The organism is Defluviimonas sp. SAOS-178_SWC (genome assembly GCF_039830135.1).
GTDB lineage: Bacteria > Pseudomonadota > Alphaproteobacteria > Rhodobacterales > Rhodobacteraceae > Albidovulum.
In genome coordinates, this window is sequence record NZ_CP156081.1 from 660,690 (window position 1) to 684,482 (window position 23,793).

Consider the following 23,793-nt stretch of genomic DNA (forward strand, 5'->3'; position numbering starts at 1 on the left):
GCCCGACACGAGCCGGAAGAGATGCGGGATCGGTGGCGCCGCGCGGCAATCCGCCCGCGCAACGCGCCCGCGGGCGCGATGCGATCGGGCGACGCCGCGGACATCGCTGGGGCGGCAAGCCCCGATTGGTCAGAGAATTGGCGGTCCGCGCGGTTGCGCAGGGCGCCATGCGGCCTCCAGAACTGGCCGCGCCGCGCTGTGGCCGGGGACAAAGGCGCTGAACTCGGCCGGTCGATGCAGGCCGGTGGCGTCACTTTGCGCGCCCATGAGCGCGAGCGTCACCGCGAGGCATTTTCCGACTTCGTGATTGCGTTCAGGCAGGGGGCCCTGCTCGCGCAGTGTTCCGTCCACGCCCATCCAGATATCGCGCGGCCCGTCTTCGGTGCAGAGCATAAGACGCGTGCCGTCGCCGCCCGCCACGCGCATCATGCCTTGCGGAACGACGCCGGATAGCCACAGCGACAGCACGAGGAGTGCAGGTAGCAGCCGCGCGAACATCTATAGCCCCTCGCTTATGCATGGGCCCGCTGCCTGCCCGGGTCGAATGCGGTGTGCGTACCACAACGTCATGCGCTCTCCTTACCCGACAGCGTAATGCAAGAGTTTGATTTTTCTCAAGCCATTGCAATTCAGACCGGGCTGCGTCCCGACGCCGCAACCCGGCCCACGGGTCGGCGTCGACCGTCAGCCGCGAAAGGCCCGCTCCACGGCGTGAATTCCGTCGAGCGCCTGAAGGAGGAGCGGCGTGCTGGTGAAATCCGGCCAGGTCGACACCTTCACCGCGACAAGGCCGGCATCGGGGGCGACGTAGATCATCTGTCCGAAGATTCCGAGGCAGAGGTGGCGCGGGCGGTCGCGATCCTCGATCCAGAACTGGTTCCGGTAGCAACCGTTCGGGAACTCCACGCGCGCACTGTCGTCGAAAAGCCCGTGCGCGCCGTGCCGCACATCCTCGACCCAGGCGCGCGGGATCACGTGGCGACCCTCGACCATCCCGTCGTTCAGAAGCGCCAGCGCGAACCGGGCGAGGTCGCGGAGCGAGGCGCTGATCCCGCCGCAGGCCAGACCGTAGCCGGCGGAATCGACGGTGATGTTGGCGTCCTCCTCGCAGCCGAGCGGTTGCCAGAGCCGTCGGGAAATGATCTGCGGCAGGCGCTGGCCGGTCACGCGTTCGACCGCATGGCCGAAGACGTCCGTCTCGATGGAGCGGTAGCTGAACCGCGCCCCGTGCTCGGCTTCGGCGACGGTGAGGCCGAGGATCTGCTCCCACATGCATGCGGGCCAGTCCGAGACATCAACCCCCTCCGGAGCCGGCTTCCAGCCGGAGGCATAGTCCATCTTGCCGACATCGCTGTCGCGGGCGGCGTAGGTTTCGTCGAAGCGCACACCGGAGGTCATGTCGAGGACATGCTGCACTGTCGCCCCGGCCCAGGCGGTTCCGGCCAGTTCGGGCAGGTAATGGGTGATCGGCGCCGCCGGGTCGATCAGGCCCTCGGAGAAGAGCCCGGCAGCGGCGGTCGCCGTGATCGACTTCGACACCGACTGCAACAGGTGCAGCGAGCGCGGCCCCATGCCGTTGTGATAGCTCTCATGGACGATGCGGCCATCCACCGCGACCAGCATCGCGTCGGTATAGGTCTCATCGAGCATCTGGCCGAAGCTCGTGGTGGTGCCGTGGCGGTCGCTATAGGTCAGGTCATCGAGCCGGCCCGCGCCGGCGGGTAGCGGCGACACCGTCTCGCCGCGCCGGATCGGGGCGGTCGGCATCATTTCCGTCACGCGCTGGAAGGTCCACCGGTTCCAGGGCGGCCGGTCCCAGTCGATGCGGGGCACGCGCCATTCGGGCGGCGGCGGCGCACCCAGCATGATCGGCGGGGTCGGGTCCGAATTCCGGTAGCTCGTCATCGCGTCAGTCTCCTCCTGCCCGGCTCGGCCCCCGCGGTCTTCGCCTCATTCTCAGCAAATTTCCGCGCTAAGGAAGCCCCGGTCACAAGAAAACGGGCAGAGACATGTTCCAGGCCGAGAGCAGAGCCGCAACGGGGCCGGGGATCATGATCCCGGTGATCTTCACCGCGACGATCTTTCTCAGCGCGTCGCTTCTTTTCTTCGTGCAGCCGCTTTTCGCCAGGATCGTGCTGCCGCAGATCGGCGGGGCTCCGGCGGTCTGGACCACGGCGATGCTCTTTTTTCAAAGCGTGTTGATCGGCGGCTATCTCTACGCGCATCTCGTGACCCGCTATCTGCCGGTGCCGGCACAGATCGCGGTGCATCTGCTCTTGTGGGTTTCCGCCCTCTGCTTCCTGCCGCTTGCGATCCCGGAGGGCTGGCGATACGAGCCGGGAACGCCGGCGGTCTGGCAGACACTGGCGCTCTTCGGGCTCGGCGTCGGGGTGCCGTTCGCGGTCCTCTCCGCCAACGCGCCCCTGATCCAGTTCTGGTATGCCCGAAGCGACGGGCCGTCATCCGACGATCCCTATTTCCTCTACGGTGCGAGCAACCTCGGATCGCTCGCAGCCCTTCTCGCGTTCCCGCTTGTGGCCGAACCGCTCTTCGGCGCGACGCTGATCGGGAAAGGCTGGGCTATGGGCTTCGTCGCGCTCGGCGCTTTCCTCCTGGCCAGCGGGGTCAGCGCTACGCGGGGCAGCGGCTGGACCCCAGTTCGGGCCGAGGCGCCTGCCGCGCCGGTCGGTCTTGGCCAGATCGGGCGCTGGACGCTCCTGGCGTTCATACCGTCTTCGATGATGCTGGCTGTGACAACGAAGATCAGCACCGATATTGGCGCGATCCCGCTTGTCTGGGTCATCCCGCTGTCGCTCTATCTCCTGAGCTTCGTGCTGACCTTCACCCGCCGCCCGCTGATGTCCCTTGGCGTCCTGCGCATCTTTTATCTTGCCGCCCTCGGCTGGCTTGGCGCGGTCTTTACGGGCCTGAGCGGCGCGCATGTGAACCTTTATGGCGTCGCCGGCCTGATCGCGGCCTTTTTCGCGGTGGCGATGTTCGCCCATACGAGGCTCTACGACGCGCGGCCCGACGGACGGCACCTGACGCTCTTCTATCTCGTCATGTCCGTGGGGGGCGCGCTGGGCGGGCTCTTCAACTCCATCATCGCGCCGGTCGTCTTCGACAGTCTCGCCGAGGGCGGAGTGACAACGCTTCTCGCGGCGACGCTCGTTCTCAGCAAGGAAATGCGCCTGACGCGGGGCCTCGCGACGCGGGGCGCGGTGGCGGGCGCCATCGCGGCGCTGCCGCTGATCCTTGCCGTGACGGTGTTCGGCATCGCCGACTGGCTCACCCTGAAGCTGGTGATGTTCGGTCTTGCCGCCGTCGTTGCGGTCCTTCTGCGCCGCACGGTGCCGGCCGCAGCGCTTGCCGCCGGGATCGTGACGGTCAGTGGAACCTACCTGATCCCCGACGGTGATATCTTCCGCGATCGCAGCTTCTTCGGGACCCATCGTGTCATGGACGGGGACGGGATGCGCCACTACGCGAACGGCACCACGATCCACGGGGCCGAGCGGCTGTCCGATTACAGCAGGGCGAAGCCTCAGCCGCTCTTCTACTACCACCCGAACGCACCGATGGCGCGGGTTCTGACCTCGGATATCGGCCGGTCCGCGAAGAGCGTCGGCATCGTCGGGCTCGGTGTCGGATCGCTGGCCTGCTACCGGAACGAAGGTCAGGATTGGCAGTTCTACGAAATTGACGCGGTGGTGGACCGCATCGCCCGCAATCCCGATTATTTCACCTTCATGTCGGCCTGTGCCGGGGATGCCCCCACGCATCTCGGTGATGCCCGGATGGTGTTGGCCGCGCAGGAGGGGCTGAAATACGACATCCTGATCATCGACGCCTATGGCTCCGACGCCGTGCCGATGCATCTGACCACGCATGAGGCGATGCAGCTTTACCTCGACCGGCTGGCTCCGGACGGCGTGCTCCTCTACCACATCACGAACCGCTACTACGCGATCCAGCGGCCGCTGGCGCGGAGCGCCGAGGCGCTCGGCCTGGTGGCGCGGATCGAGAACCATCCGGGCCGTCCCGACGTCGATCCCGGCGATACGGCGTCGCGTGTCGTGATGCTCGCCCGGAGCGAGGCGGCGCTGGGCGACATGGCGTCCGACGCGCGATGGCAGGAACTGCGCTCCGACGGAGAACGACTCTGGACGGACGACTTCGCGAACCTTCTTTCGATCCTCGAATAGGGCTTGCCCGCCCCGAGTTTGGGTGAGTTGGTAGCCGTCGGCTATACGGTTGATGGCAGAAAGCTGCCCTTCTCGGCGTCGATGAAGTTCCACACCGTTCGCATCGCCCCCGTCAGCGCGTGATCTTCGCGGTGAAGAAGGAACCAGTGCCGCATGATCGGCAGGCCGGGCACGTCGAGGGTGATGAGCCGTCCGGCCTTCAACTCCTCCGTCACCGTGTGCTGCGAGATCATCGCGATGCCGAGCCCGGCGATCACGGCCTGCTTGATCGTCTCGTTCGAACCCATCTCGGTCGTCTCATAGGGTCGCCCCTCGCCGATCCGGTCGAGGTACCGCGTTGCGAGGATCCGAGTGCCCGAGCCCGGTTCGCGCATGATGATCGTTTCGGAGAGGAGATCTTCCGGCCTCAGATTGGTCGCGCGCGCCAGCCGGTGCCCGGGCGGCGCGATCAGCACATGCGGGTGCTCGCCGATCGGCACGGCGACGACCGGGGGATCGCGCGGCGGGCGGCCCATGATCGCAAGGTCGATGGCGCTCTCATGAAGGGCCGAGATGATCGACGTGCGATTGCCGATCCTCAGGACGATCTCGATATCGGGATAGACCTCTCGCAGGCGGGCGACGAGGCCGGGGGCGAAGTATTTGCCGGTCGACACGACCCCAAGGATGACCGTTCCGGTGAACCCTTTCTGCAATCCGTCGATTCTGTGGATTGCCAGCTCGAAACCGGATTGCGCCCGGTGGAACGCGGTCAGAAGCGCCTCGCCCTCGGCGGTGCTTTCGAAGCCGGTCTGTCCCTTCCGCGACAATAGCGCGCAGCCGAAGTTGTCTTCGAGGGCCTTGAGTTGACTGTGCACGGCAGGTGCCGTCAGGCCCAATTCCTCAGCAGCGTGGCTGATTGAGCCGGTTCTGGCCACTGCATCGAGGGCCCTGAGCTGCTTGAATGTTAGAGCCGAAAGCCTCTTCATTCACTTTTTCCTAATCACAAGACAGAAAGTTTAAATTTTCTTATAGACACCAATAACCATGATCAAGCCTGTGTTTCACGTTGGGGAGAGGAGGCCCTGATGACGGATCGCAGCGCCCTTGAAGTGACAGACGGTATTCCGGCGGACCTCGCCGCGCCGATGAAAGCGCTCGCGGCGGTTGCCCGCGACCTCTCCATCCGGATCGCGCGCGGCCCGCTCGGCGGGGCGCTCGGCCAGCATGTTGGCGAGAATACCGATGGCGACCGTCAGAAGGCGCTCGACGTCATCGCCGACGAGGAATTCGCCGAGGCGCTGAAGGGCACCGGCATCCGCTGGTATGCCTCCGAGGAGCGTGACAATGTCATCCCGCTCGATGCAGACGGCGCCTACGCACTGGCGATCGATCCCCTTGACGGATCCTCGAATATCGACGTCAACGTTTCCATCGGCACGATTTTCGCGATGTTCGAGGCGAAGGATAATGCCGAGGCATCGTTCCTGCGCCCCGGACGCGAACAGGTCGCGGCGGGCTACTTCATCTACGGGCCGCAGACCGCGCTTCTCGTCACCTTCGGCGATGGCGTTCTGCACTTCGTGCTCGACCCCATGAACAGGGAATTCACCCTCGTGGACCGCGCGCAAAAAATGCCCGCCGCCTCGAGCGAGTTCGCGATCAATGCGTCCAACTACCGCCACTGGTCGAAGCCTGTCCGGGCCTATATCGACGACTGCCTTGCCGGTGATCAGGGGCCCGGCGCCAAGAATTTCAACATGCGCTGGGTGGCGTCGCTTGTCGCCGAGACCCACCGCATCCTGACCCGGGGGGGCATCTTCCTTTACCCCTCCGACAGCCGCCCCGGCTACGAGCGGGGCCGGCTGCGCATGGTCTACGAATGCGCGCCGATCGCGATGCTGATCGAACAGGCTGGCGGCCACGCCACCGATGGCAGCGATCGCATCCTCGGTCAGGCCGCGACCAGCCTGCATGCCCGAACCCCCTTCGTCTTCGGCACCGCCGACCAGGTCGACCGGGTCTGCGCCTATCACGATCTGCCCGACCAAGAGGTATCCGCCCTGTTCGGCACACGCGGCCTTTTCCGCGCCTGAGAGGATCCATGAGCAAGAAACATCCCATCATTTCGGTCACCGGTTCGTCAGGCGCGGGCACGACGACGGTAAAGTCCACCTTCGACCAGATATTCCGCCGCGAGGGGATCAAGGCGGTGTCGATCGAGGGCGATGCCTTCCACCGCTACGACCGCGCCGCGATGAAGGCCGAGCTGGAGCGGCGCAAGGCGGAGGGCGACCAGACATTCTCGCATTTCTCCTACGAGGCCAACGAGCTTGAGAAGCTCGAGGACGTCTTCCGCAAGTATGGAGAGACGGGGAAGGGCGAAACCCGCCACTACGTCCATGACAACGCGGAGTCCGAACGCTACGGCGTGCCGCCGGGCGAGTTCACCGGCTGGGAGGCCTTCGCCGACGGGTCTGACCTTCTTTTCTACGAGGGGCTGCACGGTGCGGTGGTTAACGACACCGTCAACCTTGCCGCGCATGCGGACCTGAAGATCGGTGTCGTGCCGGTCATCAACCTCGAATGGATCCAGAAGATCCATCGCGACCGGGCAAGTCGCGGCTACTCGACCGAGGCGGTGACCGACGTGATCCTGCGCCGGATGCACGCCTATGTGCACTGCATCTGCCCGCAGTTCACCGAGACCGACATCAATTTCCAGCGCGTGCCGGTGGTCGATACCTCGGACCCCTTCATCGCGCGCTGGATCCCGACGGCGGACGAAAGCCTTGTCGTGATCCGGTTCAAGAGCCCCCGCGGCATCGACTTCCCCTACCTCACCTCGATGATCCACGGGTCATGGATGAGCCGGGCGAACTCCATCGTCATCCCGGGCGGCAAGATGGACCTCGCGATGCAACTCATCTTCACGCCGATGGTCCACCGGCTCGTCCATGAATCGAAGCGCAGCTGAGGAGAAGACGATGAACCGGCCCGTTACGATGACGATGACCGCCGAGGACCGGATGGCGAACGCGATCCGGGCGCTGACGATGGACGCCGTGCAGGCGGCCAATTCCGGCCATCCGGGCGCGCCGATGGGCATGGCCGACGTCGCCACCGTGCTCTTCAACCGCTTCATCCGGATCGACCCTTCCGATCCCGTCTGGCCCGACCGTGACCGCTTCGTGATGTCGGCTGGTCATGGCTCCATGCTCGTCTACGCCATCCATCACCTGATCGGCTACGACGATATGGGGATGGATCAGATCAGAAACTTCCGCCAGATGGGCTACCGTACTGCCGGGCACCCCGAATACGGCCATGCCAAGGGGATCGAGACGACGACCGGCCCCCTCGGGCAGGGCATTTCCACCGCCGTCGGCATGGCGCTGGCCGAGCGGATGCAGAACGCGCGGTTCGGCGACGACCTGGTCGGCCACTTCACCTATGTCATCGCGGGCGACGGCTGCCTTATGGAGGGAATCAGCCACGAGGCGATCGACCTTGCGGGGCATCTGGGCCTCGGTCGGATGATCGTCTTCTGGGATGACAACGGCATCACCATCGACGGCAGCACGGATCTCTCCACCTCAACGGACCAGAAGGCGCGGTTCGCCGCTGCCGGCTGGCACGTTCAGGCCGCAGACGGTCATGACAAGGAGGCGATTGCCGCGGCAATCGGGGCCGCGCAGGCCGATCCACGCCCCTCGCTCATCGCCTGCAAGACGGTCATCGGCTACGGCGCGCCGAACAAGCAGGGCAGCCATTCTGTCCACGGCGCCCCGCTCGGCGCCGAAGAGGTGGCGGCGGCGCGCGCCATTCTCGGCTGGAACGCGGCGCCGTTCGAGGTGCCGCAGGACATCTACGAAAGCTGGCACGCCGTCGCCCGGCGCGGCCGCGCGGCGCGTGAGGAGTGGGCAAAGCGGCTCGAAGCCAACGAAAAAGCGGATGCCTTCCGCGCCAGCCTCGCAGCGCCTGATGCCCGCGCGCTCGACGCCGCGATCACCGCTTACAAGCAAAGGCTGTCCTCCCAGACGCCGAAGGTCGCGACGCGGAAGGCCAGCGAGATGGCGCTTGAGGTGGTGAACGCCACACTGCCGAACGCCATCGGCGGCTCCGCCGACCTCACCGGGTCGAACCTGACCCGCACGAAGGGGATGGAACCGATCACACCGGGAAGTTTCGGCGGCAACTACATCCACTACGGCATCCGCGAACATGGGATGGCCGCCGCGATGAACGGGATCGCGCTGCACGGAGGCTTCCGGCCCTATGGCGGCACCTTCCTCGCCTTCGCCGACTATTGCCGCCCGGCGATGCGGCTGTCGGCGCTGATGGGTGTGCCCGTCGTCTATGTCATGACCCACGATTCCATCGGACTGGGAGAGGACGGTCCGACCCACCAGCCCGTCGAGCAGATCGCGAGCTTGCGGGCCATGCCCAACATGCTCGTCTTCCGCCCCGCCGACGCGGTCGAAACCGCCGAGGCCTGGCAGATCGCCATTACCGAGGGGGCGGCGCCCTCCGTCCTCTGCCTCTCGCGGCAGAACCTGCCGACGGTACGCACGCACGATTCGGGCGAAAACCTCACGGCGCGCGGCGCCTATCTGCTGCGCGAAACGACGGGCCCACGCGACGTCACGCTCATCGCGACCGGATCGGAGGTCGAGATCGCGCTGGCCGCTGCCGACCTGCTTGCCGCCGAAGGCGTCGCGGCGGCGGTCGTCTCTGCCCCTTGCTTCGAGCTTTTCGCCAATCAGGATGCCGCGACCCGTGCCGAGGTCCTGGGCACGGCCCCGCGTGTCGGCGTCGAGGCCGCGATTCGGCAGGGCTGGGACGCGTTTCTGCGGCCCGAGGACGGGTTCGTCGGCATGACCGGCTTCGGCGCCTCGGCGCCGGCAGAGGTTCTCTACCGGCATTTCGGCATCACGGCAGAAGCCGTGGCGGAGGCGGCGAAAGGGCTGGTAGGCGAAAGGGAGCAGGCATGACGGTGAAGGTGGCGATCAACGGGTTCGGGCGGATCGGGCGGAACGTCCTGAGGGCGATCGTCGAGTCTGGGCGCAAGGATATCGAGGTCGTGGCGATCAACGATCTCGGCCCGGTGGAGACCAACGCCCATCTCCTGCGCTTCGATAGTGTCCACGGCCGCTTCCCGGCCGAGGTCACGACGACCGAGACCACGATCGATGTCGGCCGCGGGCCCATCGAGGTGACCGCGATCCGCAACCCCGCCGAACTGCCCTGGGCCCATATCGACGTCGTGATGGAATGCACCGGCATCTTCACCGACCGCGACAAGGCGGCGATCCACCTTGAGAACGGCGCCAGCCGTGTCCTCGTCTCGGCGCCCTCGAAGGGCGCCGACAAGACCATCGTCTACGGCGTCAACCACAAGACGCTGACGAAGGGCGACCTCATCGTCTCGAACGCCTCCTGCACCACCAACTGCCTCTCGCCGGTGGCGTCCGTCCTCAACGAGTCGGTGGGCATCGCCAAGGGCTTCATGACCACGATCCATTCCTATACCGGCGACCAGCCGACGCTCGACACGATGCACAAGGACCTCTACCGCGCCCGCGCGGCGGCCTTGTCGATGATCCCGACCTCGACCGGGGCGGCGAAGGCGGTGGGCCTCGTGCTGCCGGAACTCAACGGCAAGCTCGACGGCGTCGCGATCCGGGTGCCGACGCCCAACGTCTCGGTCGTCGACCTCGTCTTCGAGGCCGCGCGCGATACCAGCGTCGAGGAGATCAACGCCGCGATCCGCACCGCCGCCGACGGGCGCCTCAAGGGCATCCTCGGCTATACCGACCGGCCCAACGTCTCCTCCGATTTCAACCACGACCCGCATTCGTCGATCTTCCACATGGACCAGACCAAGGTCATGGACGGCCGCATGTGCCGCATCCTCGCCTGGTACGACAACGAATGGGGCTTCTCCAACCGTATGGCAGATACCGCCGTCGCAATGGGGAAACTGATCTGAAAATTCGGGAAAATCAGAAACAGGATAAGGACATGGCACTCATTACCCTCAGACAACTTCTCGATCACGCCGCCGAGAACGGCTACGGCGTGCCCGCCTTCAACATCAACAACATGGAGCAAGGCCTCGCCATCATGAAGGCGGCGGCGGCCTGCGACGCGCCGGTGATCCTGCAGGCAAGCCGGGGCGCGCGGTCCTATGCCGGCGACATCATGCTGCGCCATATGGTCGAGGCGCTGGCCGAGATGAACCCCGAGATTCCGATCGTCCTCCATCAGGACCACGGCAACAACGACGCGACCTGCCTTTCCGCGATCCGCCACGGCTTCACATCCGTGATGATGGACGGCTCTCTTATGGAGGACATGAAGACGCCCTCCAGCTACGAGTACAATGTCGAGATCACGGCGCGGGTGACGAAGGCGGCCCACGCCGTCGGCGCGAGCGTCGAGGGCGAGCTTGGCGTCCTTGGCAGCCTCGAAACCGGAGAGGCGGCGGCCGAGGACGGATCGGGCGCGGAAGGCAAGCTCAGCCGCGACATGCTGCTTACCGATCCCGATCAGGCGGTTGACTTCGTGATGAACACGAAATGCGACGCGCTCGCCATCGCCTGCGGCACCTCGCACGGCGCCTACAAGTTCAGCCGCAAGCCCGACGGCGAGATCCTGTCGATGAAGACCATCGCGGCGATCCACGAGAAGCTGCCGGACACTCACCTTGTCATGCACGGTTCGTCCTCGGTGCCGCAGTATCTGCAGGATCTGATCAACGCCCATGGCGGGGAGATGCCGCAGACCTATGGCGTGCCAGTCGAGGAGATCGAGCGCGGCATCCGGATGGGTGTGCGCAAGGTCAATATCGACACCGATTGCCGGATGGCGATGACCGGGCAGTTCCGAAAGATCGCCAGGGAAAAGGCCGCCGAGTTCGATCCGCGCAAGTTCCTGATCCCGGCAATGAAGGAGCTGGAGAGGCTTTGCCGCGACCGGTTCGAACGGTTCGGCACGGCCGGGAACGCCTCGAAGATCAAACCCGTGAGCCTTGACGAGATGGCCAGGCGATATGCCACGGTCGCGCTTGATCCCCGTATCGCTGCAAGGGCCGCAGCCTGATGGCCCCGTGATTCACCCCCAGAGAGGAGGAGAGAAATGAACGAGCATAGCAACCCGAAGGAAATCAAGGGCAAGGAGCGCTACAAGGCAGGCGTTCTGAAATACGCGCAGATGGGCTATTGGGACGGCGACTATGAGCCGAAGGACACCGATATCCTCGCGCTTTTCCGGATCACGCCGCAGGAAGGCGTCGACCCCATCGAGGCGGCCGCTGCAGTTGCCGGCGAAAGCTCCACCGCGACCTGGACGGTGGTCTGGACCGACCGGCTGACCGCCTGCGACCAGTACCGCGCCAAGGCCTACAAGGTGGAGCCGGTGCCGGGGCAGCCGGGGCAGTATTTCTGCTATGTCGCCTACGACCTCATCCTTTTCGAAGAAGGCTCCATCGCCAACGTCACCGCCTCGATCATCGGCAACGTCTTCTCGTTCAAGCCGCTTCTGGCGGCGCGGCTCGAAGACATGCGGTTCCCCGTGGCGTACATGAAAACCTTCAGGGGCCCGCCCACTGGAATCGTGGTGGAGCGCGAGCGGCTCGACAAGTTCGGCAAGCCCCTGCTGGGGGCCACGACGAAGCCGAAACTTGGCCTTTCCGGCAAGAACTACGGCCGGGTGGTCTATGAGGGCCTCAAGGGCGGGCTCGACTTCATGAAGGATGACGAGAACATCAACTCGCAGCCCTTCATGCACTGGCGCGACCGCTTCCTCTACTGCATGGAGGCGGTAAACAAGGCCACCGCCGTGACCGGCGAGGTCAAGGGCCACTACCTCAACATCACCGCCGGCACGATGGAGGAGATGTACGCTCGAGCGGAATTCGCCAAGCAGCTCGGCTCCGTCATCGTCATGGTCGACCTGATCGTCGGCTGGACGGCGATCCAGTCGATCTCGAACTGGTGCCGGCAGAATGACATGATCCTGCACATGCACCGCGCCGGCCACGGCACCTATACGCGGCAGAAGAACCACGGGATCAGCTTCCGCGTCATCGCGAAGTGGTTGCGCATGGCCGGGGTCGATCACCTCCACTGCGGCACGGCTGTCGGCAAGCTGGAAGGCGACCCCCTGACGGTGCAGGGCTATTACAACGTCTGCCGCGAGCGGGTGAACGCGGTCGATCTGCCGCGCGGTATCTTCTTCGAACAGGACTGGGCCGACCTCAAGAAGGTGATGCCGGTGGCCTCGGGCGGGATACATGCCGGCCAGATGCACCAACTTCTGGACCTTTTCGGCGACGACGTGGTGCTGCAGTTCGGCGGCGGCACGATCGGTCATCCGATGGGGATCCAGGCGGGCGCCACGGCGAACCGCGTGGCACTGGAGGCCATGGTTCTGGCACGCAACGAAGGCCGCGACATCAAGAACGAGGGGCCGGAGATCCTCAGGGCCGCCGCGAAGTGGTGCAAGCCCTTGGAAGCCGCGCTCGAAACGTGGGGCAACATCACCTTCAACTACACTTCGACCGACACGTCGGACTTCGTTCCGACCGCCTCGGTCGCGATGTGAGGAGAAAGACCATGCGTATCACTCAAGGCTGTTTTTCGTTCCTGCCCGATCTCGACGATGTGCAGATCACGGCGCAGGTCGAGTATATCCTCGGACAGGGCTGGGCCGTCGGGCTGGAATATACCGACGACCCGCATCCGCGGAACACCTACTGGGAAATGTGGGGGAACCCGATGTTCGACCTGCGCGACGCGAAGGGCGTGATGATGGAACTCGACGAGTGCCGGAAGGCCCATGGCGATGCCTATATCCGCATCAATGCCTTCCATTCCGAGCGCGGTTTCGAGACGGTGATGATGTCCTTCATCGTCAACCGGCCGAAGGTGGAGCCGAACCTGCATATGCAGCGGACCGATGTCGACGGTCGGGCGCAGCGCTACGCCTGGGACGCGCGCTGATTTCGGACCGGGCTAAGCGCCCGGTCCGACCCGCCGGGGGGCGTTGCCCCCCGGACCCCTCAGAGTATTTCAGCCAAGGTGAAGAGGTGACGCGATGAATGCCGAGAGCGGAGCGGCGGTACCGGTGACGGTGGACCTCGCGGCGGAGTACGAGGCATCGGGTGTCGCCGAGGTTCTGCGCGAGCTCGATGAAGAGTTGATCGGCCTCGCGCCGGTGAAGCGGCGCATCCGCGAGACGGCGGCGCTTCTGCTCGTCGACCGGGCGCGGCGGGACATGGGCCTCTCGCACGAGACGCCGACGCTGCACATGTCGTTTACCGGCAATCCGGGGACGGGGAAGACCACCGTGGCGCTGAAGATGGCAGGACTTCTGCACCGGCTCGGCTATGTCCGGAAAGGGCACCTCGTGAGTGTGACCCGCGATGACCTCGTGGGCCAGTATATCGGTCACACCGCACCGAAGACGAAAGAGGTTTTGAAGAAGGCGATGGGCGGCGTCCTCTTCATCGACGAGGCCTATTACCTCTACAAGCCCGACAACGAACGCGATTATGGTCAGGAGGCGATCGAGATCCTTCTGCAGGTGATGGAGAACAATCGCGACGATCTCGTGGTGATCATGGCCGGCTATGCCGACCGGATGGACAAGTTCTTCGCCGCCAATCCCGGCTTTCGATCGCGCATCGCGCATCATATCGAATTCCCGGACTACACCGATGCCGAGTTGGAGAAGATCGCCGAGACGATGCTCGCCGCGCAGAGCTACGCGTTCGACAAGGGCGGGCGGCAGGCCTTCGAGGAGTATATCGCGCTCCGCCGCAAGCAGCCGCATTTCGCCAATGCGCGGTCGATCCGCAATGCGCTCGACCGGGCGCGTCTGCGCCAGGCGAACCGGCTTTTCGAGACGGCGAAGGGGCCGCTCGACGCTACCGCTCTGTCGACAATCACCGAGGCGGACATCCGGCCGAGCCGCGTCTTCTCGGGCGGGCTCGACGTCGATCGCGAGCCCGCAGGAGGAGAGGCATGACGCTCGACCGTTCTATCAAGATCGCACCATCCATCCTGTCGGCGGATTTCGCGAATTTCGGGGCCGAGATCCGCGCGATCGAGGCCGAGGGCGCGGACTGGGTCCATGTCGACGTCATGGACGGCCATTTCGTTCCGAACCTGACCTTCGTTCGCCGCTCTGCAAGGCGATCCGGCCGCATATCAGGACGGTCATGGACGTCCATCTGATGATCGCGCCGGTCGACCCCTATATCGACGCCTTCGCCGAGGCGGGCGCCGATATCATTACCGCGCATCTGGAGGCCGGGCCGCATGTCCACCGCACGCTTCAGGCGATCCGGGGCGCGGGGGCGAAGGCCGGCCTTGCGCTCAATCCCGGCACGCCGGTCGAGGCGGCGGCGCCGCTTCTCGACCTCTGCGACCTTGTCTGTGTGATGACCGTGAACCCCGGCTTCGGCGGTCAGAGCTTTATCGCCAGCCAGGTCGAACAGGTCCGGCACCTGCGCGCGATGATCGGCGACCGGCCGATCCATATCGAGATCGACGGCGGTGTGACGCCGGAGACCGCTCCTCTCGTCGTGGCTGCGGGTGCGGATGTCCTCGTCGCTGGATCGGCGGTCTTCCGGGGCGGATCGGTGGCCGATCCCGCGCCTTACGGGGCGAATATCCGGGCGATCCGTGCGGCGGCGGAAGGGGCATGTCGCGCCGCCTGATCCGCACCTCGCATCAAGCCAGCACAGCACTTTCGTCGCGCGACCGGCAGCATTCGCGTTCCGATTGAAAATCAGGGTGGTTTTCGGCTACAATACCTCCACTTATTTCGATTTTTCATTTGGAGAACTTTTGCATGCAGCAGGAATTTTCCGCCCTGCGCGGGCGCCCGCTTCTGCCGGACGACGACCCGGTCATCGTGGAACTTGTATTCGCCGAGAACCGCACCCCGGCCGCCGTCGCGGATCAGGTCCGCGCCGCGCTGCCGGAGGCCGAGATCACAGTTGAATCCGCCTTCGGCCTTCCCGAGGATCGCTTCCATTTCGTCACCTTCCCCGGCGTCCCCTCACGTGGGCAGGAGCCAGAGGTCTTCGCGTTCGCAAGGGCCTTGCGTCGCGAGACCGGTGCAACGGACGCGAACCCTGTTCTGACCGACAGTCTCTATGGCGCGGCGGCCATCGGCGGTCCGGGATTCGACGTCGAGACCACGCTTTTTTCCTGCGAGACGCCGCGCCAGAACCTCAGCCCCTTTGGCTGGGTCCATCCCGTCATCCGCACCCCGCAGGCCTGGGGGCATACGCGCGGAAACGGCGCGACCGTGGCCGTGATCGACACCGGCCATTCGACGCATCAGGAACTCAACGGAGCCATTCGCGCCAACGGCCAGCTTAACCTCGTCGAGGGCGGCACGGATGCGTCGGACCGCTTCAGTTCGGGCTTTCTCCGGCATCCCGGCCACGGCACGCTTGTCTGCTCTGTTGTGGCCAGTCGTGGCGGTGCCAGCGATGCCGGCGAAGTCTCCGGGCCGGGCGCGATCACAGGATCGGCGCCCGAGGCGACGATATTGCCGATCCGGGCGATCAAGTCGGTGATCAACTTCAACCAGAAGACCATACCGGCGGCGATCGCCCATGCGGTGGCTCAAGGTGCGGATGTCATCACGATGGCGATGGGCGGGCCCACGCGGGTCAGCGCGACGGAAAAGGCGTTGCGCGACGCCACTCGCGCAGGTCTGGTCATTACCTGTGCTGCCGGCAATTGCTGGCCGAAGGTGGTCTTCCCGGCCGCCTATGCCGCGAACGGGCTTTGCACCGCCGTTGCGGCGCTGACCCATACACTGACGCCCTGGGCGAAAAGCGGGCGCGGGCCGGAAGTGACGATTGCGGCGCCGGGTGAGAACGTCTGGGGGGCGGCGAAGAACAAGGCCACAGACCCCGACAACGGGATCAAGGCCGCGCAGGGCACGACGCTGGCCACCTCGCTGACCGCCGGGGTGGCGGCGCTATGGGTCGCGCGGCATGGCGGGCGGGCGGCGCTCGCGCAGAAAGCCGCCGCCGCTGGCACCACCGTGCAGGCGATGTTCGTCCATTGCCTGACGCACGGGTTGTCGAAACCGCCGGTCTGGAACGGGGCCACTGATCTTGGCGCCGGGCTTGTCGATGCCGAGCGCGCCCTGAACGCCGCCCTGCCCACTGGCCCGACCGGCACCGAGGCGGTGGCCGAAGCTGCGCTGCCGGCGGCGGGGGTGGAACCAACCTCGGAAATCCTCGCCATCCACCTCGCCAATCACAATCCCGAGGCGCTCGACGAATACGGTCCGGAGATGGCCGAATACGCGGCCGAGATCCTCTGGCTCAGCCACCGCGCCGGCGCCAAGGCCCGCGCGGCCACGACCGAGGGGGTGGAGGCGGCGATGATCCGACCCGACCGCGCCAGCGCCGAACTGAGCGCCGCGCTCGCCACCCGGCCTGAGCTGCGCGCCGTGGTGGCGGTGCCATAGGGGGCGGCATGCCGACGGCCCTCACCGCCGACGCGCTTGACCCCCTGATCGGGGCGGAGCCGGAGCTTGTGCAGGCCGCGCTCCGGGCGATCTACGATCAGCAGTCAGACCCCCTCGACCTCGACGGGGTCGCGGCGGCGGGGCGCGGCATCGGCAAGACGCCGGGCCAGATGCTCGCCATGATCCTCAACGAGGACAAGATGGCCGGATCCTTCATCGCCTTCCTCGCGGCGCGCAACCATCCGCTCGACAGCGCGGCCTTCGGTGAGATGATCGACGGTATCAAGGCCGACATCGCCGCGACCCTCGGTCCCCTCGTCGGCATCGCCTTCGACGAGGCGAAGCTTGCGCGCTTCTCGCTTCAGTCGCGGGGGTTCCGTTGCCGGATCAAGGTCAACGGCCGGATGGCCGGCAGCGGGGCGCTGATCTCGCCCCGGCTTGTCCTCACCGCCGCCCACGTGATCGAGAACCCCGAAGGAAGCGCCGGCGATGCGGTGATCGAGGTCGTCGCCTCGGACGGGCTGAGCTATCCGGCGCGGGTCGCCTTCGTCCTGCCGCCGCACGAGAACGAGCGCACCGGCAAGCTTCCGCCCGCCGACGCCGCCGCGACCCATTGCGACGTGGCGCTCCTCCGGCTCGACCATGCGCTGGGGCGGCGATACGCGCAGGCGGACCTGCCCCCGACCCCGGTCGCCTGCCGCGGCAAGGGGCCGTTCATCCTCGTGCATTTCCCCGGCGGGGCGGCCTCCGGCATCTCCTTCGGCGAGGTCGAGCGGTTGTCGGCCGACGATCTTCGGCAAGCTCATACGGCCAAGGCAAAGAACGGGTCCTCCGGCGGGCCGGGCTTCGATGCCGATTTCCAGTTCATCGGTCTTCATCAGGGCAAACTGGATCACGTGAAACGCATCGTCCCGTTCGATCGCTTCGCCGCCAACGATGCCTTTCGCGCGGCCCTGCAAAGCGATCGCGACGCACGCTACCTCTGGTCTCTCGACGGCTCGCCGGATGGTCACATCGTCATCGGCCGGCAGGATTTCTTCGATGCCCTGACGGCGATGGTCGAGGGCGACGTGCCAGCCCTCAAGGGCATCTGGATCCGGCGGCAGGATATCGGCCGCACGACCGGGCTCAGCTTCAGCCACGAGATCGCGGTGGCCTTCCTCGACGGCGACCGCGCCGCGCATCGGGTCTTCCGCATCCCGACCGGATTCGACGTGCCGGACCTGATCGGAGAGATCCACCGCCAGGCGTTCGGGACCGATGTGCCGGACGCGGTCCCCGGTGTGCAGGAACACGAAACCACGCATGTCGCCCATGACGACGACCGCGCCAAGGCGCTCGCCGCGCGGCTGGACGAGGCCGCCATCACCGCCGGGGAAACCTGGTGGTTCTTCCTCGACAACCCCCCTTCGGGGCTGTTGCATGAAACTCAGGTTCAGCTTGAACACCTGGTGCAGGAACTCATCGCCCGGCCCCATCTCAGGCTGATCCTTTCGGGGTTCGAGACATACGAATTGGTAGAGGACGTGTTCGAGACGGTGGCCGAGGCGCGCAACGCCACCCGGCCGGGGCTCATCGCCGAACATGTGGGAGAATTCGGGCCGGCGGATGTCCGGCTGACCGTGTCCGAGATGAGCCGGGCGATGGGCTACGGCTGGTCCGCCGACGTGATCGACCGTATCGTGAAGCTCGCGCTGGCCGGCCTGCCGGTCTCGGGTGGGCGCTATTCGGCCGAACACATCGGAACGGTCGCGGAAAAACTTCGCGACGAGGCGCGGCGCGAGGAGGGGATCACGTGAAAACGCCCGGCCCCGATTTCGAAACCTTCACGGAAGCCGCGCGTCGGTTCGCGGCCCTTCAGGAGTCGTTCACACCCGAAGCGGCGCTGAAAGCCGCGATGGGACCGCGCGCGATTTCGGAGCCGATCCTCGCCGCGCGGGTCCTCTCCTCCTTGCGCAAGGAGTGTACGGTCGAACGCGGCAAGGGCGGCGAAATGTGGCTGATGCGGCCCGGGGCACGTCGCAAGACCCTCGGCGGCGCGTCCTCCGGCGCTGACTGGATCGCCGAAAGTGCCGCATCGGCGGCAACGCCGGTCCAGGCGGCGCTGGCGGGGCAGGGCGACTTCGCGCCCGAGGCGCTCGACGCGATGATCGCGGAAGGCGGAGATCCCGACCGACTTGGCGAAATCGCCATCGCGCTGGACCGCGCCGGCCCTTCGGCGCCGGGCTTCGGGCGGCTTGTTCAGATCCGCAGCGCCCTCAACGCCGCGCGGGCCGAGGCGCGCAGCGACGCGCTTCTGGCTGGCGGCTTCTTCGGGCGCGAGGCGGAGCTTGCCCTTCTGGCCGAATGGATCGCCCACCCGCAGGAACAGCCGCCCTTGCGCACCGTCCACGTGTCCGGTCTGCCCGGCATTGGCAAATCCTACCTTCTGGAGCGCGTGATCCAGATGGCGCGGCTCGATCACCGGCCGATCCTCGTCATCCTCGATTTCGATCGCTCTGGCCTCAACGTCCTCGATGTGCACGGCTTCTTTGAAGAGATCTCCCGCCAGATCGGCGACGCGCTGCCGGAAGCGGCCGGTCTGCTCCGCGACATGCGGCTGAGGTCGGCCGAACGGCGCGCGGCCGAGACCGGGGCGACGGCCCGCACCAGCGTCCCGCGAGAGCTTCTGGACGCGATGGCGACGGCCGTCGCCGCGAGCGGCCGCCGCACCCTGGTCGTGCTGGACACGCTCGAGGTTCTGCGCAGCCGCGGCGAGACGCAGGTGATGACCCTTTTCGACCATCTCGACCTTCTGGCCGAATACGGGCTCCGCCCGTTCGCCCTCATCTCGGCGGGACGTGGCGACGCGCTCGATCCGGTGCGGAAACGGCCCGGCCAGAAGATTGACCGGGTCGAGGCCGACATCCGCCTCGACGGCCTTGAAGACGGCGCCGCGCGGGTGCTTCTGGAAACGCGCGGCGTTCCGAAATCGCTCTGGCCCCGCATCCTGCCGCTGGCGCAGGGCAATCCGCTGCTGCTGACCCTCGCCGCGAAGGCGCTGACCGAGGCCGATTTCGACGAAACCGAATTGCCGCCGAATGCCAGTGCCGCGACAATCGGCGGCTATCTCTATCGCGCGATCCTGAGCCGTGTGCCGGAACGGCTGCGCCGCATCGCGAACGACGGGCTGGTCCTGCGCGCCATCGACCCCGAGACGCTGCGTGAGGTCGTCGCCCCGGCGCTCGGCCTAACCCTCAACCCGGACGAGGCGCGCGACTATCTCAACACGCTCGCCACCCATCACTGGCTCGTGGAGCATGATCGCGGCGACTGGATCCGCCACCGCAGCGATGTGCGCCGCGCCTTCCTGCCGCTTCTCTATGACGAGACGGCAGAGAACCGCGATGTCACCGAGGCGATCAACCTCCGCGCGGCAGAATGGTTCGCCACGCGCGATCCGCTGACGGCGCTTTACCATCGCCTGCAACTCACCCGGTTCGGGCACCCATTGCCCGAGGTGTCCTCCGCACTGGCCGGCGCGTTTACCGGCACCCTCCTCGAAGAACTGCCCGAACGGGCGCGCGACCATGTGCTGCAACTGCAAGGGCGCCGGAGCGGGGTTGCCCGGGGCGACAGGACGGAGGAGGAGGCGGCCCAAGGGGGGGCGATGCCGGCAGCCGCCGAGGCGCCGGCACCCGAGCGGACGATCAAGCGTGTACGCCCGGTCAAGCCTGCACCCGCCGGCAAATCCGGTTCCGGCCTCTTCGTGGTCGATCCGACCCGAATGCGGCTTGTCCGGGTCGAGGCGGACGAGGCCGGCGCCGCGCCGCCCGACGAACGCGCGGTGCGCGACCTCGAACTCATGCTCGAGAAGGGCGACCTGCGCGAGGCGGGGCACATCCTCGCCCACGGCTACGAAGGCAGTTTCGCCGCGTCCGACCGCGCCGGGTTGGTGGCGGTCAGCTATCTCTGGCTCTCCGGCCGCTGGTCGGCCGCGCGCGCGGTCCATCGCCGCCTCGAAGAGGCCGACATCGCCCGCGCGATGGTCGACAGCCCCCATCTCTCCGGCCGGGTGCTTCTGGAAATGACCGCCGAATTCGCGTTCTCCAAGGCCGTCCGGTTCCTTCGCTGGGATAAGGGGCTGGAACTTGCGCGGATCTCCTACGAGGGCTCCATGAGGGCCGGCTTGGTCGGTGGCGCGCTCGACTTCGCCTTCCTCGCGGCCGGCCTCGACCAAGACGCCCTTCCACGGCGCCTCGACCTGGCCCAAAGCCTTCTGGCACCTAGCATGTCGCCGGAGGCCGGTGGGGAGGCCGCGGACCTCGCGCTCACGGCGGCTCAAAGTTCGCGGAGCAGCTTCGGACTCTTCTACGAACCGATGGCGGCGGGCGGATCCGACGAACGCGCTCAGACATTGCAGTCGCTCAACCCGTATGGCGCTCCGCTCCATGCCCTCGTCTCGGGCGAAGGCGTCGACGACGTCCTGACGCGGTATCTGGCCGATTTGCAGCCAAACCTGCCGCGCGCGGCAGAGATGTTCCTGCCCGGGATCGGCGGCGCGGGCGACCTGCCGGACCGCCTGCGCTCCGGCCCGCCTGACGTGGTCTCCGCACTGACCGCGATGGGCCTTGCCGGCGATTGGCCGTCCGGCTACGCGCTCGCCCATCGGGGCGCGGATCTGCGGCTGATCGCGCAGTCGGCCGAACGCTGGCGGCGGACGGTTGCGGGCCTCTGGTCCTACGGCCGGGCCCGCCCGCCCGGCTGGGCCGGCGCAGGCGAGACAGACCTCATCAGCACCGACCGTCTCCGCCGTCTGGAAGCGGCGGCCGACCCCATGGGTGGCGCGCTTGTCCAGCTTCACTTCTGGGAGCAGCCTTGGGCCATGCCGGTCCCTGGGCGCGCCGCGCCTCCGGCGGTTCTGCGCCGCCTCGAAGCGTTCGTCTCCAAGGCCGCACGGCAGCGGCCGCAGACCGGGGCGCACCCCTCCGATACCGCCCTCGCAGCCCTGCTCAAGGCCGGCGCGCCGGGTGTTGTCGCGGTGCCGCTCGCGCTCATCATGACGCGCGGATTTCAGCCGGTCGGCATGCTTGCCGGGGCGCAGCCCGATTGAATTCAACGAAGGAGATTTCTCATGGGAAATACCGATTTCACCGAAAGCGTCCGCCGCCTTGAACGCTTCGCCGGCGCGGGCAAGTTCGACAAGGTGCGCAAGGCGCTCGACAAGGGCAATCCGGTCCTGAAGGAATTCGGAGTCAGCGATGCCCAGATCCGCGAGGCGCTGACGCTCGATCCACCGGCGCTCGAAGCCAGCGGGCTGATGCCGCCGACGATGCTGGAGGCGATTGTCCGCGTCACCGGCCGCCCGCCGCTGATCGTGCGGAACGGCAAGGTCGAGGGAAAGACCACGCTGGTCGAGGATTTCCCAGCGAATGTCGATGGCCTGATCTCCGGCGTCGAGAAGTTCCTGCCCTCGGTCGGACGGATCGAGTTCGTGAACCACGACATGTCCTGGGGCGGAACCGGATGGGTCGTGGGTGAGGACGGGCCGGGGCACCTTCTTATCGCCACCAACCGGCATGTGGCGAAACTCGTCGCGCGTCGGACCTTCCGGGGCGACGGGGTCTTCATGTTCAACCCCTACAGCAACACCCGCTACGGCGCCGAGATCGACTTCGGCGAGGAAAGCGGCGTGGCGCCCGATCCCGAGAAAGTCTTCAAACTCGACAAGTTCACCTATCTCGCCGACGACATCTCGGCCGACATCGCCATCGGCCGCATCCCGAAACCCGACGGCGCGGCCGTCATCGGGCTCCTCGACCTCGCGGATGATGAGGGCGGCGACGGAGAGATCGTGGCGGTTGTGGGCTACCCCGCCGCCGATCCCTACCGCAACGACCCGAACGACATGGAGCGCTACTTCCAGGGCCTCTATGACGTGAAGCGCTTCTCTCCCGGCTTTCTGCAACCGGGTGGCGCCGGTGCGACGGTTCTTGGACATGACTGCACGACGCTTGGTGGCAATTCAGGCTCCCCTGTCATCAGCCTCGAAAGCCGCAAGGTCGTGGGGCTGCATTTCGCCGGCAAGTACGGGATCGGCAATTCTGCCGTCCGCATCGGCACGTTGAAATCGGTCCTCGCGGGGCTTGGTGGTCAACCGGGCGCGGCGCTTCCGGCAAGTGTCGGGGAAGAGGCCGCCGACCGCAGCCATGACGCCGCGTTCTTCGCCGGGCGGGGCGGCTACGATCCCGACTTCCTTCAGGTTGCCGGGGTGCCCTATCCGGAGGTGCCTGCCTCGCTTTCCCTTGCGCGGCCGTCCGACGCGACCGATGAGCGCCCGCACGAACTCCGCTACGAACATTTCGGCGTCCTCTACAGCACCGTGATGAAAGGCCCCGTCGTCGCGGCCCACAACCTCGACGGATCGCGTTACCGGGGCATCAAGCGGTCCAACAAGACCTGGTTCCATGACCTGCGGATCCCGCGCGATATCCAGCTTGACCGGGAGGATTATGGCGACGCGGCGATCGACCGGGGCCATATGGTCCGGCGGTCCGAGACCAACTGGGGCGATACGGACGAGGAGGCGAAGCGCGCCAATCTCGACAGCTTCCACTACACCAATGCAAGTCCCCAGCACGAGGGCCTGAACCGCAGCCGCGACATGTGGCTCGGGCTGGAGGATTACATCCTCACCAATGCCCGCACCTTCGGCTTCCGCGCCAATGTCTTCACCGGGCCGGTCTATTCGGACGACGATCCTGAGCTTGGGACGACCGGGGCGCCGCTGCCGCTCAGCTTCTGGAAGGTGGTCACGATGCTTGCCGAGCAGGAGATGGAGACGATCCGTCTTCACGCCACGGCCTATGTCCTGAGCCAGGGGCACCTGATCCAGAAACTGCTTGCCGACCGCGATGTGGTCGAGGCGGCGGAGGGCTTTTCCTTCGGCGAATACAAGGCGTTCCAGGTCCGGATCCGCGATCTGGAGGAAATGACCGGCTATTCGTTCGGCGCGCTGAAGGATGCCGATCCGCTTGAGAGCGCGGAGGTGCAGGAGGCGCGGGGCGTGACCGGAAAGCCGGTTCTCCTCCTCAACCGGTTCGATGAAATCGCCCTTTGACCTCTG

General features: G+C 66.4%; 16 protein-coding genes and 1 pseudogene. 14 read left to right on the plus strand and 3 right to left on the minus strand.

Going from position 1 to position 23,793, the window contains the following annotated elements; genetic code table 11:
- Positions 1-129 precede the first annotated feature (129 nt).
- Together V5734_RS04140 and V5734_RS04145 are read right to left on the minus strand one after the other, a co-directional pair.
- A complete protein-coding gene (locus V5734_RS04140) occupies positions 130-498 on the minus strand; it encodes a hypothetical protein (RefSeq protein ID WP_347312246.1) in 369 nt (122 codons plus the stop codon).
- Between the two features lie 186 nt (positions 499-684).
- A complete protein-coding gene (locus tag V5734_RS04145; RefSeq protein WP_347312247.1) occupies positions 685-1,905 on the minus strand; it encodes a serine hydrolase domain-containing protein in 1,221 nt (406 codons plus the stop codon).
- A 104-nt stretch (positions 1,906-2,009) separates the two neighbouring features.
- Here V5734_RS04145 and V5734_RS04150 point away from each other — a divergent pair, with 104 nt between their 5' ends.
- Positions 2,010-4,205, plus strand: coding sequence for a spermidine synthase (locus V5734_RS04150; protein ID WP_347312248.1), 2,196 nt, complete (start codon positions 2,010-2,012; stop codon positions 4,203-4,205).
- A 41-nt stretch (positions 4,206-4,246) separates the two neighbouring features.
- On the opposite strand, the gene cbbR is transcribed toward V5734_RS04150, so the two are convergent.
- A complete protein-coding gene (cbbR, locus tag V5734_RS04155) occupies positions 4,247-5,173 on the minus strand; it encodes a LysR family regulator CbbR (RefSeq protein WP_347312249.1) in 927 nt (308 codons plus the stop codon).
- Between the two features lie 99 nt (positions 5,174-5,272).
- Here cbbR and V5734_RS04160 point away from each other — a divergent pair, with 99 nt between their 5' ends.
- The 13 genes and pseudogenes from V5734_RS04160 (at position 5,273) to V5734_RS04220 (ending at position 23,787) form a co-directional block, all read left to right on the plus strand.
- A complete protein-coding gene (locus V5734_RS04160; RefSeq protein ID WP_347312250.1) occupies positions 5,273-6,280 on the plus strand; it encodes a class 1 fructose-bisphosphatase in 1,008 nt (335 codons plus the stop codon).
- 8 nt (positions 6,281-6,288) lie between these two features.
- On the plus strand, positions 6,289-7,161 hold the full coding sequence (locus tag V5734_RS04165; protein ID WP_347312251.1) for a phosphoribulokinase: 873 nt from the start codon (positions 6,289-6,291) through the stop codon (positions 7,159-7,161).
- 10 nt (positions 7,162-7,171) lie between these two features.
- Positions 7,172-9,178, plus strand: a complete 2,007-nt coding sequence (gene tkt / locus V5734_RS04170) for a transketolase (protein WP_347312252.1) — start codon at positions 7,172-7,174, stop codon at positions 9,176-9,178.
- A complete protein-coding gene (gene gap, locus V5734_RS04175; RefSeq protein WP_347312253.1) occupies positions 9,175-10,176 on the plus strand; it encodes a type I glyceraldehyde-3-phosphate dehydrogenase in 1,002 nt (333 codons plus the stop codon). The genes tkt and gap overlap by 4 nt, the downstream gene beginning before the upstream one ends.
- A gap of 32 nt (positions 10,177-10,208) precedes the next feature.
- A complete protein-coding gene (fba, locus tag V5734_RS04180; protein WP_347312254.1) occupies positions 10,209-11,288 on the plus strand; it encodes a class II fructose-bisphosphate aldolase in 1,080 nt (359 codons plus the stop codon).
- Between the two features lie 36 nt (positions 11,289-11,324).
- Positions 11,325-12,791: a form I ribulose bisphosphate carboxylase large subunit gene (locus V5734_RS04185; protein WP_347312255.1), complete on the plus strand. Its 1,467-nt coding sequence runs from the start codon at positions 11,325-11,327 to the stop codon at positions 12,789-12,791.
- An 11-nt stretch (positions 12,792-12,802) separates the two neighbouring features.
- On the plus strand, positions 12,803-13,189 hold the full coding sequence (locus tag V5734_RS04190) for a ribulose bisphosphate carboxylase small subunit (RefSeq protein WP_347312256.1): 387 nt from the start codon (positions 12,803-12,805) through the stop codon (positions 13,187-13,189).
- A gap of 94 nt (positions 13,190-13,283) precedes the next feature.
- Positions 13,284-14,216 (plus strand): CbbX protein, encoded by a 933-nt coding sequence (gene cbbX, locus V5734_RS04195; RefSeq protein WP_347312257.1) that lies wholly within the window; start codon positions 13,284-13,286, stop codon positions 14,214-14,216.
- A pseudogene (rpe, locus tag V5734_RS04200) lies at positions 14,213-14,910 on the plus strand (ribulose-phosphate 3-epimerase). Before cbbX ends, rpe begins: the two are co-directional and overlap by 4 nt.
- 134 nt (positions 14,911-15,044) lie before the next feature.
- Complete coding sequence (locus tag V5734_RS04205) at positions 15,045-16,688, plus strand: S8 family serine peptidase (RefSeq protein ID WP_347312258.1); 1,644 nt, start codon at positions 15,045-15,047, stop codon at positions 16,686-16,688.
- 8 nt (positions 16,689-16,696) lie between these two features.
- On the plus strand, positions 16,697-18,487 hold the full coding sequence (locus tag V5734_RS04210; protein ID WP_347312259.1) for a trypsin-like serine peptidase: 1,791 nt from the start codon (positions 16,697-16,699) through the stop codon (positions 18,485-18,487).
- Entirely contained in the window at positions 18,484-21,780 is a 3,297-nt protein-coding gene (locus V5734_RS04215; RefSeq protein WP_347312260.1) for an ATP-binding protein, read from the plus strand. The genes V5734_RS04210 and V5734_RS04215 overlap by 4 nt, the downstream gene beginning before the upstream one ends.
- A 21-nt stretch (positions 21,781-21,801) precedes the next feature.
- Positions 21,802-23,787 carry a DNA/RNA non-specific endonuclease gene (locus tag V5734_RS04220; protein ID WP_347312261.1) on the plus strand — a complete coding sequence of 662 codons (1,986 nt, stop codon included), beginning with the start codon at positions 21,802-21,804 and terminating at the stop codon, positions 23,785-23,787.
- Positions 23,788-23,793: the final 6 nt, after the last annotated feature.